Genomic DNA, 18,121 nt, shown 5'->3' with positions numbered 1-18,121 from the left:
CTGAGCCGCCGCCCGTCATCCGGCAGACCGGCACAAGCCGCCCCTCCGATCATCTCCGACGGCCCGTCCACCGCCCCCTCCCCCCGGGGCCGGTGGACGGGCCGTCGGCAGGTCCGGGCCCGTCCCCTTCACCGGCTCCGACCCCCGCCACCTGTCCGTACCGTTAGTGTGGGGCCCCGTCCGAGACGCGCCAACGCCCCGCCGGGGCGCGCGTGTACACCGATGCAGCCCCCGGGGACGCCCCCGGACCCGGCCGGAGGGCCCGTACCTCGATGTCCGTGCACAGCCACTCGGCGGCGCCGAACGCGGCCGCCGCCGCCCCAGAGTTCCCCCGGCACGTCGTCACCGCCGTGCTCGTCTCCCACGACGGCGCCCGCTGGCTGCCCGACGTGCTGGCCGGGCTGCTCGGGCAGGAACGCCCCGTACAGAACGTCATCGCCGCCGACACCGGCAGCGCCGACGACTCGGCCCGGCTGGTCACCGAGGCGCTCGGCGACGAACGCGTCCTGCACCTCGCGCGCCGTACGAGCTTCGGCACGGCCGTCGACGAGGCGGCCCGCACGGCCGGGGTCCTGACCCCGGACGACCTGCCGTACCTCAAGCGCCCCGGCGGCTGGGACCCGCAGACCCGGACCTGGGTCGACGAGAACTACGACCTCCCCGAGCTGCCCCACGGCGAACCGGTCCAGTGGCTCTGGCTGCTGCACGACGACTGCGCACCCGAGCCGGACGCGCTCGCCGAGATGCTGCGCGTCGTCGACACCGACAAGCACGCCACGATCGTCGGCCCCAAGCTGCGCGGCTGGTACGACCGCAAGCAGCTCCTCGAAGTCGGCGTCTCCATCGCCAACAGCGGACGCCGCTGGACCGGCCTGGACCGCCGCGAGCAGGACCAGGGCCAGCACGACCAGGTCCGCACCGTCCTCTCCGTCTCCTCCGCCGGCATGCTCATCCGCCGCGACGTCTACGAGGAGCTCGGCGGCTTCGACCGCAGGCTCCCCCTGATGCGCGACGACGTCGACCTCTGCTGGCGCGCCCACCTCGCAGGCCACCGGGTCCTCGTCGCCCCGGACGCCGTCCTGCGGCACGCCGAGGCCTCCGCCCGCGAACGCCGCCCCATCGACTGCGCCGGCCGCTCCGTGGCCAGCCCGCACCGCGTCGACAAGGCGGGCGCGGTCTACACGATGCTCGTCAACGCCCGCGGCAAGGCCCTGCCCTGGGTCCTGCTCCGGCTCGTCGTCGGCACCCTGCTCCGTACCCTCGCCTACCTCGTCGGCAAGGTGCCGGGCCAGGCACTCGACGAGGTCACCGGACTCCTCGGCACCCTGCTGCGCCCCGGCCGCATCCTCGCCGCCCGCCGCAACCGCGGAAAGGGCGTCGTCGACGCCGCCGAACTGCGCGCCCTGTTCCCGCCGCCCGGCGCCACCGTCCGGGCCACCGTCGACCAGGTCGCGGGCAACTTCGGCGGCCGTACGGACTCCGACTCGGGCGGCTCGCGCCACGGAGCCGTCGAATCCGGTCCCGGCGGCGACGACGCCGACTTCCTCGAAGTCGACCAGTTCGCCCGCCTCAAGCGCATCGGCCGCAAGCCCGGCCCCGTCCTCTTCGCCCTGCTCCTCGTCGTCTCGCTCGTCGCCTGCCGCAACCTGCTCAGCGGCGGCGCTCTCGCGGGCGGCGCGCTGCTGCCCGTCCCCGCCGAGCTCGGCTCGCTCTGGGACCGGTACGCGGACGCCTGGCACACGGTGGGCACCGGCGGCACCCAGACCGCCCCGCCCTACCTCGCCCTGCTCGCCGCGCTGTCGGCCCTGTTCCTCGGCTCGACCGGGCTCGCCGTCAGCGTGCTGCTGGTCTGCTCGATCCCGCTGGCCGGGGCCACCGCCTACTTCGCCTCCCGCCCGCTGCTCCCCTCCCGGCTGCTGCGGGCCTGGGCGAGCATCGCGTACGCCTTCCTGCCCGCCGCGACCGGCGCCCTGGCCACCGGGCGCCTCGGCACCGCCGTCCTCCTCGTCCTCCTCCCGCTGATCGCCCGCGCGGGCGTCGCCGCCCACGGGCTGCGCGCCGACAGCGCGGCGGGGGAGCGCGGCAGCTGGCGCGCCACCTGGGCGTACACGCTGCTGCTGACCGTCACCATGGCGTTCACCCCGATCGTCTGGCCGCTCGCCGTGGTCCTCGGCCTCGGCGTGCTCGTGCTGCGGCGCGGCGACATCACGGCGTACGGGCTCCGCTTCGTCGCCATCGTCGCCACCCCGGTGCTGGTCCTCGCCCCCTGGTCGCTGAGCCTCCTGACGAACCCGTCCGCGCTCCTGACCGAGGCGGGCCTCGACCTCGGTACGGGAGAGGCCTCGGGTCTCGACCTGCTCGGCATCAGCCCCGGCGGCCCCGGTGCGGCGGGCGGCATCCTGCTGCTCGGCATCGTGCTGGCCGCGCTCGCCGCCCTGCTGCGCGAGGAGCGGCAGTTCGCCGTCCGCACCGCCTGGGCCGTCGCGCTCGTCGGCTTCCTCTTCGCCGCCGTCGCCAACGGGTCCACCTGGGCCGGGCCCGCCACCCTCGTCTACGGCACCGCCCTGATCGCCGCCGCCCTGATCGGCGCGGACGGCGCCCGCATCCGGGTCGCCGAGCAGAGCTTCGGCTGGCGCCAGCCCGTCGCCGCCCTGATCGCGCTGGCCGCCGGACTGGCCCCGGTCCTGGCCGCCGCCGGCTGGATGATCGGCGGCGCCGACGGCCCGCTGGAGCGCCGCGACCCCGTACAGGTGCCCGCTTTCGTCGCGGAGGAGAGCACCACCCGCGACCAGCCCCGCACCCTCATCCTGGGCGGCACCTCGCCCGACACCGTCTCGTACAGCCTGGTCCGCGGCTCCGGCGCCCGGCTCGGCGACGGCGAACTGACCGAGGCGGGCGGCAGCAACAGCCACCTCGACAAGGTCGTCGCCAACCTCGTCGCCGGCTCCGGCGCCGACCAGGGCGGCCAGCTCAGCGGCTTCGCGATCCGCTACGTCCTCGTCCGGGACGGAGCACCGCGCGAGATGAGCCGGGTCCTCGACTCGACCCCGGGCCTGAGCCGCCTCAGCCAGCTCGACGGCAGCGCCCTGTGGCGGGTGGACCGCCAGGTCGCCCGCGTCATGATCACCCCGGCCTCCGGTGAGGGCGAGCGCGTCGCGGTCGGCTCGGCCGCGGTCGAGGCCCACTCCGAGATCCCGTCCGGCGAGGCGGGCCGCGTGCTGCGGATCGCGGACGCCGCCGACCCGGGCTGGACGGCCACGCTGGACGGCAAGCCGCTGACCCGCAAGACCGTCGACGGCTGGGCCCAGGGCTTCGAACTGCCCGCGAACGGCGGCCGCCTCGACCTCACCCACGACGCCCCGATCACCCACACCGCGTGGATCTGGACCCAGATCGGGCTGCTCGTGGTCCTGGTGGTCATGGCCCTGCCGGGCCGCCGCCGGGAGATCGACGACGACCTGCCCGACGAGGCGCTCGCCGTCGCCGCCGAGCCGGTCGACGGCGAGGGCCGCCGCGCCCGCAGGCTGCGCGCCGCGGCCCAGGCAGAGGCGGCGGCGGCCGAGTCGGCGGCCGAGGATGCCGCGGACCCGGGGGAGTACATCCCGGCGCAGCAGTCGGCCGACCCGTACGCCGAGAACCCCCCGACGCACGACCCGCAGGAGGCCACCGGCGGCTATGCGGCGGTCCCGCAGCAGCAGGCGGCTCCGCAGCAGTACGACGAGTACGCGCAGTGGCACGGACAGCAGCAGCAGCCGACCGCCGACTACTACGCGGCGTACCAGCAGCCGGACCCGTACGCTCAGCAGCAGCAGCAGCAGCAACAGCAGGGGCAGCAGGGGCCGGAGAACGCCGGCTACCAGGGCGGCTACGGAGTCCAGGACCCGTACGCGCAGCAGTACGAGGACCAGGGCACGTACAACGACCGAGGCGCGTACAACGGTCAGGGCGGTTACGCCGACCAGGGCACGTACGACGCCCAGGGCGCCGCGTACAACGACCAGGGCGCGTACGACGAGTACGGCCGGTACGTCGGCGGGCAGCAGCACCAGCAGCACCCGTACACCGAGAACGGCGAACAGACCGACCCTCCGGCCCCGGGGCAGGCCCCGTGGCAGACCGGTAACGCATCGCGAGGCGAGTCCGAGTGAAGTCCACCCACCTGTCCCTGATCGCGGGCGCCGCCGTCCTGGCCGCCGTCACCGGATTCGCCACGGTCACCGCGCCCGGCGCCCCGGCCGAATCCACCGCGAAGTCCGCCACGCTGCTGCCGGTCGAGCGGGCCGGTCTGGTCTGCCCGGCGCCCAGCAACTCCGACCTCGCCGAGACGCAGTACACCGCGTTCACCCCGGCGGGCACGGGCGGCGACGCCAAGGGCACCGCCGAGCTGAAGCCGGCGCTGCCGATCGTGGACGACGAGGACGAGACCGACCCGAAGAAGGCCGAGAAGGCCGAGGAAGCGGCGGAGAAGGCGAAGAAGAAGGCCGAGAAGCCGGTCCTCGCCGTGAAGGAGCCCGGAAAGCCGGTCGTCGCCGAGGCGAACGGGTCCGCTGCCCCGGCCCTCGTCGGCACGGCCACCGGCAAGCTCGCCCCCGGCTGGGCGGCACAGCAGACCACCGAGGTCACCGCGGGCGGCTCCCGCGGACTCCTCGGGGTCACCTGCACCGCCCCCGACACGGACTTCTGGTTCCCGGGCGCGAGCACGGCCAAGTCCCGCCAGGACTACATCCACCTCACCAACCCCGACGACACCGGCGCCGTGGCCGACATCGAGCTGTACGGCCCCGAGGGCGCGCTCAAGTCCGACGTCGGCGACGGCATCACCGTGCCGGCCCGCTCCAGCGTCGCCGTCCTGCTGTCCACCCTCACCTCCGAGGCCGTCGACCAGCTGACCGCCCACGTCACCACCCGCTCGGGGCGGATCGGGGCGGTCGTCATGAGCGCCGACGACAGTGCGGGCAGCGACTGGATCACCGCGTCCGAGGCCCCCTCCGGCACGCTCGTGATGCCGGGCATCCCGGCCGACGCCACCTCCGTGCAGCTGGTGGCGTTCGCGCCCGGCGAGGACGACGCGGACGTGAAGGTCCAGCTCATGGGGAAGAACGCGACGTTCTCCCCGGCCGGGAACGCCACCCTGCACATCAAGTCCTCGATGACGGCCTCCGCCGACCTCAAGGACCTCACCCGCGGCGAGCCGGGCTCCCTGCTCCTGAGCCCCGTCCGGAAGGACCGGGCGACCCCGATCGTGGCCGCGCTGCGCGTGGTCCGGGGCAAGGGCGACAAGCAGGAGATCGCCTACATCCCCGCCACCGGCCCCGTGGGCGCCCGCGCGACCGTCCCGGACAACCGGGCCAAGGGCTCGACGCTGTCCCTGACCGCGCCGGGCGCCACGGCCAAGGTCAAGGTCACCGCGTCGGCGGGCAGCGGCGGCGGCGAACCGGCCGTCGAGACGTACACGGTCAAGGCCGGTACGACCCTCGCCGTCACCCCGAAGGCCCCGGAGGGCCTCAAGGGCTCCTACGCCCTGACCGTGGAGACGACGTCGGGCGGCCCGGTCCACGCGTCGCGCTCCCTGGCGATCGCCTCGGACGGCGTCCAGATGTTCACGGTGCAGACGCTCCCCGACGACCGGGGCATGGTCGAGGTCCCGTCGGCGCGCCAGGACCTGTCCGTGCTGGACGACTGAGGGCACCCTGGTTCTGCTGAGGGGACCTGGGTCTGTTGTGAGCGCGTGGTCCTGCCCGTACCGGGGGGCCGGGCTCCAGGGGCTCAGTCCTGCCCGTACCGGGGGTCGACCGACTCGGGAGCCAGTCCCAGCAGCTCGGCGACCTGCTCGACGACGACCTCGTGCACGAGCAGGGCACGCTCGTCGCGGCTCTTCGTGCGGATCTCGACGGGCCGCCGGTAGACGACGATCTGCGCGGGCCGCCCCTTTTCCGCGGAGACCGCACTGCCGAGCGGAACGACCTCCTCCGGCGTACCGGGCACATCGAGGACGACGAAATCGACCTCGGCCAGTTGGGGCCAGCGCCGCTCCAGCCGCTCCACCGAGTCCTGGACCAGATCACGGAAGGTCTCGCCCCGGCTGGCCGACAGCGGCACCTGCGGCGGCGCGACCGGCCCGCGCATTCCGCGGCCATGACGGTCACGGCGCCGGGGCCGCGGCTCGAACGGGTGGGGAGGTACGGAGCTGTCCATCACCGACGCAGCGTAACGCTCCGGGGACCGGGGCGATCGGCGGGACGACACGGCCGGACCGACGGTCCGGCCGGACCGGGGACGGACGGGGCAACGACCCCCGGGAGGGCAGTCGGCTGCTCCGCTTCCGGATGTCCACAGTTGAACATTTCGGCCAAGGTTGAGCCCATTTCAGGCCCGTCATCCGATCATTGACCCTGCTCCTGACGCCGCGATCCCCCCGGCCCGCGACCGGCGCGAGCGACCGGCGATCACGAAGCCCTTGCCGCGGCGCAGGTCAGGGTAGCCGCCGGAAGCCCCGCTGTGCCGCAGGTCACAGGGCGACACGGTGGAGTGACCCGAGGGGGAGTCGTCGCGGCCCGCTCAAGAGTGCGGTACCGTCCAACATCGTGAGCCCTGTACGTCGCTGTTCGCGCACCGCGTGCGGCCGCCCTGCCGTCGCGACACTGACGTACGTCTATGCCGATTCGACTGCGGTCCTCGGCCCGCTCGCCACCTACGCCGAGCCCCACTGCTACGACCTGTGCGCCGAACACAGTGAGCGGCTCACCGCGCCGCGGGGCTGGGAAGTGGTGCGGCTCTCCGACGGCTCCGCACCGGCGCACCCGAGCGGCGACGACCTGGAAGCACTGGCCAACGCGGTCCGCGAGGCGGCACGCCCGCACGACCGGGGCCCGGACGGCGAGGGCCGGGGCCGGCGCTCGGCCGACCCGGTGGAGGTGGCCCGCCGGGGCCACCTGAGGGTGCTGCGCTCCCCGGACTCCTGAGTCCGTCTCCTGAGGTCGTCTCCTGAGGAACTGCCCGGCCGGGTAGTTTGGGCGGTCCGCAAAGACCCCAGGAGGACCGGCCGTGGTTGCTGATCTGTCGCAGCTCGTGAAGGCGTACGACGTGCGCGGAGTGGTGCCCGACCAGTGGGACGAGTCGCTGGCCGAACTCTTCGGAGCCGCGTTCGTCCAGGTCACGGCCGCCGACGCGATCGTGATCGGCCACGACATGCGGCCCACCTCACCGGGTCTGTCCGCCGCCTTCGCGCGCGGCGCGGCGGCCCGGGGCGCGGACGTCACGCTCATCGGCCTCTGCTCGACGGACCAGCTGTACTACGCGTCGGGGGCGCTGGACCTCCCCGGGGCGATGTTCACGGCCTCGCACAACCCGGCGCAGTACAACGGCATCAAGATGTGCCGGGCGGGCGCGGCCCCGGTCGGCCAGGACACCGGCCTGGCCGAGATCCGCACGCTGGTCGAGCAGTGGTCGGAAGGATCGCCCCGGCCCGCCGCGGCCACGACCCCCGGCACGATCAAGGAACGCGACACCCTCACGGACTACGCGTCCCACCTCCGCGGCCTCGTCGACCTGACCGCGATCCGCCCCCTGAAGGTCGTGGTGGACGCGGGCAACGGCATGGGCGGCCACACGGTCCCCACGGTCTTCGAGGGCCTCCCGCTCGACCTCGTACCGATGTACTTCGAGCTGGACGGCACCTTCCCCAACCACGAGGCCAACCCCCTCGACCCCAAGAACATCGTCGACCTCCAGGCCCGCGTCCTCGCCGAGGGCGCCGACCTGGGCCTCGCCTTCGACGGCGACGCGGACCGCTGCTTCGTGGTCGACGAGCGGGGCACGGGCGTGTCGCCGTCCGCGATCACGGCCCTGGTGGCCGCCCGCGAACTGGCCCGCAACGGCGGCGAGGGCATCGTCATCCACAACCTGATCACCTCCTCGTCCGTCCCCGAGGTGGTCCGCGAGAACGGCGGCACCCCCGTCCGCACCCGGGTCGGCCACTCGTTCATCAAGGCGGAGATGGCCGAGCACGGCGCGATCTTCGGCGGCGAGCACTCGGCGCACTACTACTTCCGCGACTTCTGGAACGCCGATACGGGCATGCTCGCCGCCCTCCACGTACTCGCCGCACTCGGCGGCCAGCAGAAGCCGCTCTCCGAGCTGGTCGCGGAGTACGACCGCTACACCGGCTCCGGCGAGATCAACTCCACCGTCGGCGACCAGTCCGCCAGCCTGGCCGAGGTCAAGAAGGTGTACGGCACCCGCGAGGGCATCACCTTCGACGACCTGGACGGCCTCACGGTGACGGCCCCCGACTGGTGGTTCAACCTCCGAGCCTCGAACACGGAACCGCTGCTGCGTTTGAACGTGGAGGCGAGGGACGAGAAGACGATGACAGCGGTACGGGACGAGGTCCTGGGCCTGATCCGGGGTTGACCCGGAGGTGTGCAGCCCCTCCCGGGTCACGTTTAGCCGGTCCGGCCGTCTTCCAACCCCTCCGGGGGCCTTCCGGCGGTCCGGACCGTCTTCCAGCCCCTCCGGCGTTTGAGGAGCGGGGTCCGGGGCGGAGCCCCGAAATCCAGCCCGTCCGGCGCTTGAGGACACAGGGGGTCCGGGGCGGAGCCCCGGTTACGGGAAGGGGCGGGGGGGGGAGAAGCCCGCCGCAGGCGTCCACCCACCCGGCCACCCCACGCCCAGGCCCCCCCCCCCCCCCCCCCCCCCCCCCCCCCCCCCCCCCTTCCTCCCCCGGGCCAGGCCGCGCCCCCACCACCCCAGCGGTAGGCTGACGACGCCTGATCCACGCGGATCGGAACTCGCATGCTCGAAGGGACTCACCCCATGCCGCTCGAAGCCGGCCTCCTGGAGATCCTGGCCTGCCCGGCCTGCCACTCCCCGCTCGACGACCGTTCGACGGCCGACACTCCCGAACTGGTCTGCACGGGCGGCGACTGCGGCCTGGCCTACCCGGTCCGGGACGGCATCCCGGTCCTGCTCGTCGACGAGGCCCGCCGCCCCGCCTGACCGCGAGCGACACCCGTACGGGACAGAACGGCAGCAGACGGCAGCCGAGGCGAACCGCCTCGGCTCGGAGCCAGGCCAAGCCGGGCAAGGCCAACCAGGCGAAGCCAAGCCAGGCGAGGGCGCCCCACCCCGTACCCGCAGCCCGCACCCCACCCGGTGATCGGAGGCCCACCGCCATGCTCGACGAGTCCTTGCTCGACGCCCCGGAAGCCCTGGCCCGAGCCGACCGCCGCGACCTGCTGCGCGGTGCGGCCGAGGCCGGCGCCCGGGTCCGTACCGCCGCCCGGCACGCCGCCGAGGCGGGCATCGGCGGCCTGGCCCCCGAGGGCCGCCCCCGTGCCGTCCTCGTCGCGGGCCCCGGCACCGCCGCCTCCGGCGTCGCCGACCTGATCGGCGCACTGGCGGGCGCGGCCGCCCCCGTCACCCGCATCAACCCCACGGGCGTCGCCCCCGCCCCCGGCGCCCTCCGCTGGGCCCTGCCCGGCTGGGCCGGATCCGTGGACCTGCTCCTCATCGCGACCGCCGACGGCTCCGAACCCGGCCTCGCCCTGCTCGCCGAGCAGGCCTACCGCCGCGGCTGCACCGTCGTCGCCGTCGCCCCCACCCGCTCACCGCTGCGCGAGGCGGTCGACGGGGTGCACGGCCTGGTCGTCCCGATGGCGGCCGCCCCGCACGGCGAGTACGACGCGGAGACCTCGGCCGCCGGCCCCGGCACGCTGTGGGCGCTGCTCACACCTCTGCTGGCGCTCCTGGACCGGGTCGGCCTGGTGACCGCGACCCCCGAGGACCTGCAGAAGGTGGCGGACCGCCTGGACCGCACCGCGGAACGCTGCGGCCCGGCCATCGCCACGTACAGCAACCCGGCCAAGACGCTCGCCGCCGAACTCGCCGACAGCCTGCCGCTGCTGTGGACGGAGGGCGAAGCCGCGGGTCCGGTCGGCCGCCGCTTCGCCGCCGTACTGTCCGAACTGGCTGGCCGCCCCGCCCTGGCCGCGGAACTCCCCGAGGCACTGCCCTCGCACGGCACGCTCCTCGCCGGGGACTTCGCGGCGGGCGCGGACCCCGACGACTTCTTCCGCGACCGGGTCGAGGAGGGCGAGACGCTGCGCGCCCGGGTCGTCCTGCTCCGGGACCGCCCGACGGGAGGCCTCAGCGCCTACCCGGCCGCCCGGGAACTGGCACTCGGCCACGACACACCCGTCAGCGAGCTGGAGCCGGAGGAGGGCGGCGCACTGGAAGCCGTCGCCGAACTCCTCGCGATCACCGACTTCGCGGCGGTCTACCTCTCACTGGCCTCGGCACCCCAGCCCTGACACAGAACGGGACAGGGCGTGACAGGACGGGCAACCCTCGTCCGGCGAGGCGCAACGTACCCCGGGCCGCCAAGCCTCCCCAGACCTCCAGGTCTCCAAGCCCCCGGCCCCACCCGCCCCTCACCCCCCGTCCACCCCACCGACGCCAGGGCCTCACGCACCCCTGATACCCCTGGTGCGAGCTTGAACCGCCCACCCGCCCAGCCCCACCCGAGGACGACTCCATGGACCGGCTGTCCAACACCGTGCGCCCCTACGCCTGGGGGTCCACCACGGCCATCCCCGCCCTGCTCGGCATCGCGCCCACCGGCGAACCGCAGGCCGAGATGTGGATGGGAGCCCACCCCGGAGCGCCCTCACGTATCACCCGCACCACCGCGTCAGGCGAGATCGAACTGGCCCTCGTCGACGCCATCGACGCCGACCCGGAAGGAGAGCTCGGCGCGCCGACCGTCGCCCGGTTCGGCCCCCGCCTCCCCTTCCTGCTGAAGCTTCTCGCCGCCGGCGCCCCCCTCTCCGTGCAGGTCCACCCCGACCTGGACCAGGCCCGCGAGGGTTACGCCGACGAGGAGGCCCGGGGTGTCCCGATCGACGCCCCCCACCGCACGTACAAGGACGCGAACCACAAGCCCGAACTGATCTGCGCCCTCACCCCCTTCGCCGGGCTGTGCGGCTTCCGCCCGCCCACCGAGGCGGCGAACGCGATGGAGGCACTGGGAGTCGACTCCCTCAAGCCGTACGTGGACCTCCTCCGCGCCCACCCCGAGGAGGCGGCCCTCCGCGAGGTGCTCACGGCGATCCTCGGCGGGGACCCGGCGGAGACGGCCGAGACCGTGACCGAGGCGGCGGCCGCCGCCGAACGCCTCGGCGGCGCCCACGCCCCGTACGCCCGCATCGCCCACCACTTCCCCGGCGACCCCGGGGTCCTCGCCGCGATGCTGCTGAACTACGTGGAACTCCAGCCCGGTGAAGCCCTGTTCCTCGGCGCGGGCGTCCCGCACGCCTATCTCGACGGCCTCGGCGTCGAGATCATGGCCAACTCGGACAACGTGCTGCGCTGCGGCCTGACCCCCAAGCACATCGACGTCCCCGAACTCCTGCGCATCGTCCGCTTCGAGGCCACCGAGCCCGGCGTGCTGCGCCCGGAAGCGGCCCCGTCGGGCGAGGAACTCTACGAAACCCCGGTCGACGAGTTCGCCCTGTCCCGCTACACGCTCGCCTCCGGGGCGGCACCCACGGCCCTGACCGCCCCCACCCCCCAGATCCTGCTCTGTACGGCGGGCACCGTCACGCTCGGCGAACTCACCCTCGGGCCGGGGGAGTCGGCCTACGTCCCGGCCGGCGAGCGGGTCGAGGCGACGGGACCGGGCACACTCTTCCGGGCCACCGTGGCGGCCTGACCCACGGGCCGTCCCGGGGGCTGCAACAATGTGCCGCCTCACCACGGCGGTACGTACCGCCGCGCACCGACGAAGGGACACCACGCACTCATGAGCGCGTCAGGCGGAACCAAGGCGATCGTGGCGGCACTCGCCGCCAACCTCTCGATCGCCGTGGCCAAATTCGTAGCGTTCCTCTTCAGTGGGTCCTCGTCGATGCTCGCGGAGAGCGTCCACTCGCTCGCCGACTCGGGCAACCAGGGACTCCTGCTCCTCGGCGGCAAGAGGGCGAAGCGCGAAGCGACCCCTGAACACCCCTTCGGCTACGGACGCGAGCGCTACATCTACGCGTTCCTCGTCTCCATCGTCCTCTTCTCCGTCGGTGGCATGTTCGCCGTGTACGAGGGCTACGAGAAGATCAAGCACCCGCACGAGATCGAGGCCTGGTACTGGCCGGTCGGGGTCCTGGTCTTCGCGATCATCGCCGAGATCTTCTCCTTCCGTACGGCGATCAAGGAGTCCAACCTCACCCGCGGCGACCGCTCCTGGACCGAGTTCGTCCGCCGCTCCAAGGCCCCCGAACTGCCGGTCGTCCTGCTGGAGGACCTCGGCGCCCTCGTCGGTCTGATCCTGGCGCTCGGCGGCGTCGGTCTCGCCCTCGCCACCGGCAACGGCGTCTGGGACGGCATCGGCACCCTCTGCATCGGCATCCTGCTGATCCTCATCGCGATCGTCCTGGCCGTCGAGACGAAGTCCCTCCTGCTCGGCGAGTCCGCCGGCATCGAGGACGTCCAGAAGATCAAGGCGGCCGTGGTGGACGGCGATACCGTCACCCGCATCATCCACATGCGCACCCTGCACCTAGGCCCCGAGGAACTGCTGGTCGCCGCCAAGATCGCGGTCCGGCACGACGAGACCGCCGCCGAGGTCGCCGAGGCCATCAACGCAGCCGAGAACCGCATCCGCGACGCCGTCCCGATCGCCCGGGTCATCTACCTGGAGCCGGACATCTACAACGCGGAGGCCGCCGCGACCGGAACCAATCCGGGCAAGACACTCGACGGCCCGGCCGAGACCCCGAGCGATTCCGGCCACTGACCCATCGCACACCAGCCCCGATCGGCCCGGTGACCCCGCACACACGCCCCTCTCCCCGAACGGGCTGGGGCTCACTGGGCCGTTCGGTGTAGATTCGGATACGGAAAACAGACGTCGCTGCTGATGGCGGTCGACCGGCTGGCACCAGCGAGCCGGGCGAGGGACAGAGGGCCTCCGACGGACTGCACTGCGAATCCGCCCGGGCATTCCTGTGCCCGCCGCGCCGCAGAGTCAGCCCAGAGACAGCCCACCCTCGACCCATCACGAGGAGCAGCCCGTTATGACGACGGCCACCGACCGCCAGGACTTCAAGGTCGCCGACCTCTCCCTCGCCCCGTTCGGGCGCAAGGAGATCACGCTCGCCGAGCACGAGATGCCCGGTCTGATGTCGATCCGCAAGGAGTTCGCCGCCGCCCAGCCGCTGGCCGGCGCCCGGATCACCGGCTCGCTGCACATGACCGTGCAGACCGCCGTGCTCATCGAGACCCTCGTCGCCCTGGGCGCCGAGGTCCGCTGGGCCTCCTGCAACATCTTCTCCACCCAGGACCACGCCGCCGCGGCCATCGCGGTCGGCCCGAACGGCACCCCGGAAGCCCCTGCGGGCGTCCCGGTCTTCGCCTGGAAGGGCGAGACCCTGGAGGAGTACTGGTGGTGCACGGAACAGGCGCTGACCTGGCCGAACACCCCCACCGGCGGCCCGAACATGATCCTCGACGACGGTGGCGACGCCACCCTCCTCGTCCACAAGGGCGTCGAGTTCGAGAAGGCCGGCGCAGCCCCGGACCCGTCGACCGCGGACAGCGAGGAGTACGCCCACATCCTCACCCTGCTGAACCGCACCCTCGGCGAGTCCCCCCAGAAGTGGACCCAGCTCGCGTCCGAGATCCGCGGTGTCACCGAGGAGACGACGACCGGCGTCCACCGCCTGTACGAGATGCACCGTGACGGCTCCCTCCTGTTCCCCGCGATCAACGTGAACGACGCGGTGACCAAGTCCAAGTTCGACAACAAGTACGGTTGCCGGCACTCCCTCATCGACGGCATCAACCGCGCCACCGACGTCCTCATCGGCGGCAAGACCGCCGTCGTCTTCGGCTACGGAGACGTGGGCAAGGGCTGCGCGGAGTCCCTGCGCGGCCAGGGCGCCCGCGTGATCATCACGGAGATCGACCCGATCTGCGCGCTCCAGGCGGCGATGGACGGCTACCAGGTCGCCACGCTGGACGATGTCGTGGAGACGGCCGACATCTTCATCACCACGACGGGCAACAAGGACATCATCATGGCCAAGGACATGGCCCGGATGAAGCACCAGGCCATCGTCGGGAACATCGGCCACTTCGACAACGAGATCGACATGGCCGGTCTCGCGCAGATCGACGGCATCGTCAAGGACGAGGTCAAGCCCCAGGTCCACACCTGGACGTTCGCCGACGGCAAGGTCCTCATCGTCCTGTCCGAGGGCCGCCTGCTGAACCTGGGCAACGCGACCGGACACCCGTCCTTCGTGATGTCCAACAGCTTCGCCGACCAGACCCTCGCGCAGATCGAGCTGTTCACGAAGCCCGAGGAGTACCCGACCGACGTGTACGTGCTGCCCAAGCACCTGGACGAGAAGGTCGCCCGCCTCCACCTCGACGCGCTGGGCGTCAAGCTCACGACGCTGCGCCCCGAGCAGGCGGCGTACATCGGTGTCGAGGTCGAGGGCCCGTACAAGCCCGACCACTACCGCTACTGAGCCACCCCCGGCGTTCGGAAGGCCGGCCTTCCGAACGCCGGGCGGCGTCACAGCATCCAGCAGCAGCCCCGCGGCAGATGCCTTCCCGTCCGCAGCAGATCCGTAGCAGCCCGAGTGCAGGCCCCCGCACCCCCGTGCCGGGGGCCTGCTCCCGTTACCGCCCCCGCACAGCCCGAGGAACCCGAAGGACCCCATGCCCCGCGGCAGGTATTCGCTCCACGACCTTCACGATCACACCCCCCTCGGCGAAGAACACTTCCACTGCGCCCCCGGCCCCTCCGGCTGGCGCTACGTCTCCCAGACCACTTCCCCCTCCGGAGACCACCTCGGCTCCGTCGACCTCGCCCTGGACGAGCTGGGCCGGCCCATCCGTCTCGAACTCCATGCCGCGAGCTGGCAGGTACGAGGAGCGGCCCTGGAAGGGGTCACCTGGGTCCGGACCGATCCCACCGGCAGCCACGCCACCGAAGGCAACGTCCGCGCCCACACCTTCGCCGGCACATCCCCCGCGTTCCTCATCGCCATGACCCGTCTCCTGCGCCTCACCCCCGCTTCCCCCGCGACCCGCGTCCGCGTGGTCACCTTCACGGACCCGGTCCTCGCACCCAGGACCGTCGACCAGTCCTGGGCCCTGATGAACAGTGAAGCGCACCCCACTGACAACGGCCCCCTGATCGTGGACGAATACCAGGTCAGCGCCCTGGACACGGGGGAGCAGCACACCGTGCACATCGCCGGTGACGTGGTCCTCGCGGCCCCGGGCATCGAGCTCGAACACCTGGAGACACCCCCGTCCCCGCGCATCCACGGGTCGGACCTCGGCGAGCCGGACACGGACAGGCCGGCCGCCGACTAGCCGGGCGGAGCGAACCCCGCCGAGGAAGCACCCCCGCGCCGCTGCCGGTCATCACCGCCGCCGCCCCCACCCCGGGAACCGGCCCCAGCAGCCCCCTCACCGCCGACTCCACTCCCACCGACGGCCCGGCCGGTGACATCACCAGCGGCAGCACCGGCACCCCCATCCCCACCAAGCCCAGCGGCCCCACTGGCCCCAGCAGCCCCACTGGCCCCAGCAGCCCCACTGGCCCCAGCGGCCCCACCGGCAATGGGAGCCACGGGGACAACGGGGACCTCGACGTACCCCCCGGCCCGAGGCCCGGCGAACACGCGCTGCGCATCCCGGGACTGCCGCTCATGCACCACCGCGGCCAGAAACGCGGCTGCGGGAACGCCCTGCGGCGCGGCGGCCCCCGTCCGCGCGACCAGCTCACCGGCCAGCCGCTCCGCGATCGCCCGCCCGACACCGGGATCCAGCTGCTGCATCCGCGTCAGGTACTGCCGTATCGCCGACCAGAGCTCGTCCGGTACGCCCGACAGATCCAGCTGCGCGAACCGGCCCACCAGCCAGGGCGGGGGAGGCGGCACGGCGACGGACCGGCCCGTCGCGGCGACGCGCTCCCGGATCACCAGCGTTCCGGCGAACACGTCACCGATCCGGCGCCCCCGCGCCGACACCAGGGACGCGATGGAGGCCAGGGCACCGAAGGTCAGGAGGATCTCGACGAGCCCCATGGCTCCACGGACGAGCGCGTGCCGGAACCGGATCGGCCCCCCGTCGTCCCGCACCACCCGCAGCCCGCAGGCCAGCTTCCCCAGGGAGCGGCCATGGCTCAGTGTCTCCACCGCGACGGGCCCACCGATCAGGACCAGCAGGAACGAGGCGACCCCGATCGCCGCGACCGCTGCCTCGTCCAGGGCCGCGGAGGCTATACCCAGCACCACCGACACCAGGATGAAGACGGTGAACGTCACCGCCAGATCGATGGCGGAGGCCACAGCCCGGCTGGGCAGCCGAGCGGGCCTCAAGCCCAGAACGACCGCGTCACCGGTCACCAGCTCATTCATCGGGCCCCACCCTTCGCCGACCTTCCCTGCCCCAGCCGGGCCCAGTCTGCCAAGCTGACCGGCAGCGCGCCGCAGCAGTACGGACCCGTACGCCCCTTCGCCTGGAGCAACAGACGCCCATGGACCTCGACGTCTTCGTCACCGCCCACCGCACGGAGTGGGACCGCCTCGAACACCTCCTGCGCCGAGGGCGCCGCCTCACGGGTGCGGAAGCGGACGAACTGGTCGTCCTTTACCAGCGCACGGCGACGCACCTCTCGCTGATCCAGTCGAGCAGCCCCGACCCGCTCCTCACCGGACGCCTGACCCAGCTCGTGGCCCGCGCCCGATCGACCGTGACGGGCACCCGCAAGGCCTCCTGGCGGGACGCCGCCCGCTTCCTCACCGCGGGATTCCCCGCCGCGGTCTACCGCTCGCGCCACTGGTGGGTGCCCACGGCGGTGCTCTCGATCGCGGTGGCGGCCCTTCTGGGCTGGTGGATCGGTACGCACCCCGAGGTACAGGCCGCGATCGCGGCACCGGAAGACCTCCGCGCGATGACTCGGCCGGGCGGGGAGTACGAGACCTATTACTCCAGCCACCCGGCGGCGTCGTTCGCGGCGCAGGTATGGACGAACAACGCGCAGGCCGCCGCCCTGTGCTTGGTCCTGGGGGCGTTCCTCTGCATACCGGTGATCTGGATCCTCTTCCTCAACATGCTGAACCTCGGCGTCGGGATAGGGCTGATGTCCTCCGCGGGCCGGCTCGACGTCTTCCTCGGCCTGGTGCTGCCCCACGGCCTGCTCGAACTGACCGCGGTGTTCGTCGCCGCGGGCACGGGCCTACGCCTCGGCTGGGCGGTGATCGACCCTGGCCCCCTGTCCCGCCGGACCGCCCTGGCCCAGCAGGGCCGCGCCGCACTGGGCATGGCGATCGGTCTGGCCCTGGTCCTGTTCGTCTCCGGGCTCATCGAGGGCTTCGTGACGCCGTCCGGTCTCCCGACCTGGGCCCGGATCACCATCGGCATCACCGCTGAGCTGGCCTTTCTCGCGTACGTCTACATCCTGGGCGGCCGAGCGGCCCGAGCCGGCGACACGGGCGACCTCGCTGCGGTCGAACGCAGCGCCGAACTTCCCACCGCAGCCTGACCGCCGATGTGCTTTCACCCCTGCTGAGCTGCTAATGTCCTCCTCGCCCACAAAACCCGTTGACACGGCAGATGTGGGGAGGTAGATTTGAACGGTTGCCTCGGACTGGACAAGTTCGAGATGAGCGCGTAATGTCTACTCCGCTCGTGCGGGAGTTCTTGTTAACTTCGCCGGGCCGCATGATTCTCCTTATATCGAATCACCCGGGTTGTTCGTTTACCCCTCGAGATTCTGATAAAGTGGGATCCGCCGAAAGGCAAGGCCATTCCACTGGCCACCGGAAATCGAATTCGGACCGGAAACGGAACGAAAAAGAGTCTGGTAAAGTTGGAACCGCCGGAAAGGGAAAACGCGAAAGTGAAGAACCTGGAAAGCGTATCTGCACGGCCCGCTTCGACCGGGAATCGGACACGAGAGAGTCTGATAGAGTCGGAAAAGCAAGACAGCAAGACAAAGAAGTGAAACGAAGGGAAGCGCCCGGAGGGCCCCGGTGATACGGGACCGAAGGAAGCGTCCGTTCCTTGAGAACTCAACAGCGTGCCAAAAGTCAACGCCAGATATGTT

The 18,121-nt window shown here is 72.4% G+C and carries 13 protein-coding genes; 11 read left to right on the top strand and 2 right to left on the bottom strand.

Annotation, left to right across the window (positions count from 1 at the left end; all coding sequences use genetic code 11):
• The first annotated feature begins 272 nt into the window (after positions 1-272).
• Together IE140_RS16855 and IE140_RS16850 are read left to right on the top strand one after the other, a co-directional pair.
• Positions 273-4,148 carry a glycosyltransferase gene (locus IE140_RS16855; protein ID WP_150197544.1) on the top strand — a complete coding sequence of 1,292 codons (3,876 nt, stop codon included), beginning with the start codon at positions 273-275 and terminating at the stop codon, positions 4,146-4,148.
• On the top strand, positions 4,145-5,683 hold the full coding sequence (locus IE140_RS16850) for a DUF5719 family protein (protein ID WP_093442113.1): 1,539 nt from the start codon (positions 4,145-4,147) through the stop codon (positions 5,681-5,683). The genes IE140_RS16855 and IE140_RS16850 overlap by 4 nt, the downstream gene beginning before the upstream one ends.
• 83 nt (positions 5,684-5,766) lie before the next feature.
• On the opposite strand, the gene IE140_RS16845 is transcribed toward IE140_RS16850, so the two are convergent.
• Complete coding sequence (locus IE140_RS16845; RefSeq protein WP_075265990.1) at positions 5,767-6,195, bottom strand: metallopeptidase family protein; 429 nt, start codon at positions 6,193-6,195, stop codon at positions 5,767-5,769.
• A 389-nt stretch (positions 6,196-6,584) separates the two neighbouring features.
• Between IE140_RS16845 and IE140_RS16840 the strand changes: the two genes are divergently transcribed.
• The 8 genes from IE140_RS16840 to IE140_RS16805 all read left to right on the top strand — a co-directional run bounded on the left by IE140_RS16840 (position 6,585) and on the right by IE140_RS16805 (position 15,381).
• Positions 6,585-6,962, top strand: coding sequence for a DUF3499 domain-containing protein (locus tag IE140_RS16840; protein WP_006125017.1), 378 nt, complete (start codon positions 6,585-6,587; stop codon positions 6,960-6,962).
• 82 nt (positions 6,963-7,044) lie between these two features.
• Entirely contained in the window at positions 7,045-8,412 is a 1,368-nt protein-coding gene (locus IE140_RS16835; protein WP_150197543.1) for a phosphomannomutase/phosphoglucomutase, read from the top strand.
• Between the two features lie 402 nt (positions 8,413-8,814).
• On the top strand, positions 8,815-8,997 hold the full coding sequence (locus IE140_RS16830; RefSeq protein WP_032769610.1) for a Trm112 family protein: 183 nt from the start codon (positions 8,815-8,817) through the stop codon (positions 8,995-8,997).
• A gap of 176 nt (positions 8,998-9,173) precedes the next feature.
• Complete coding sequence (locus tag IE140_RS16825; protein WP_100561725.1) at positions 9,174-10,310, top strand: SIS domain-containing protein; 1,137 nt, start codon at positions 9,174-9,176, stop codon at positions 10,308-10,310.
• Between the two features lie 224 nt (positions 10,311-10,534).
• Positions 10,535-11,710 (top strand): mannose-6-phosphate isomerase, class I, encoded by a 1,176-nt coding sequence (manA, locus tag IE140_RS16820; protein ID WP_093435927.1) that lies wholly within the window; start codon positions 10,535-10,537, stop codon positions 11,708-11,710.
• A gap of 90 nt (positions 11,711-11,800) precedes the next feature.
• Positions 11,801-12,787, top strand: coding sequence for a cation diffusion facilitator family transporter (locus tag IE140_RS16815; protein WP_032784232.1), 987 nt, complete (start codon positions 11,801-11,803; stop codon positions 12,785-12,787).
• A gap of 280 nt (positions 12,788-13,067) precedes the next feature.
• A complete protein-coding gene (gene ahcY / locus IE140_RS16810; RefSeq protein ID WP_032784234.1) occupies positions 13,068-14,525 on the top strand; it encodes an adenosylhomocysteinase in 1,458 nt (485 codons plus the stop codon).
• 193 nt (positions 14,526-14,718) lie between these two features.
• Entirely contained in the window at positions 14,719-15,381 is a 663-nt protein-coding gene (locus IE140_RS16805; RefSeq protein ID WP_150198419.1) for a hypothetical protein, read from the top strand.
• Here IE140_RS16805 and IE140_RS16800 read toward each other — a convergent pair.
• Positions 15,378-16,430 carry an RDD family protein gene (locus IE140_RS16800; RefSeq protein ID WP_189460493.1) on the bottom strand — a complete coding sequence of 351 codons (1,053 nt, stop codon included), beginning with the start codon at positions 16,428-16,430 and terminating at the stop codon, positions 15,378-15,380. The two genes, IE140_RS16805 and IE140_RS16800, sit on opposite strands and share 4 nt — an antisense overlap.
• Positions 16,431-16,549: 119 nt before the next feature.
• Here IE140_RS16800 and IE140_RS16795 point away from each other — a divergent pair, with 119 nt between their 5' ends.
• Entirely contained in the window at positions 16,550-17,557 is a 1,008-nt protein-coding gene (locus IE140_RS16795; RefSeq protein ID WP_093435920.1) for a stage II sporulation protein M, read from the top strand.
• Positions 17,558-18,121 lie beyond the last annotated feature (564 nt).

Origin of the sequence: Streptomyces parvus, from assembly GCF_014648875.1 — a bacterium.
Lineage (GTDB): Bacteria > Actinomycetota > Actinomycetes > Streptomycetales > Streptomycetaceae > Streptomyces > Streptomyces parvus.
This window is presented reverse-complemented; position numbering and strand designations above follow the sequence as displayed.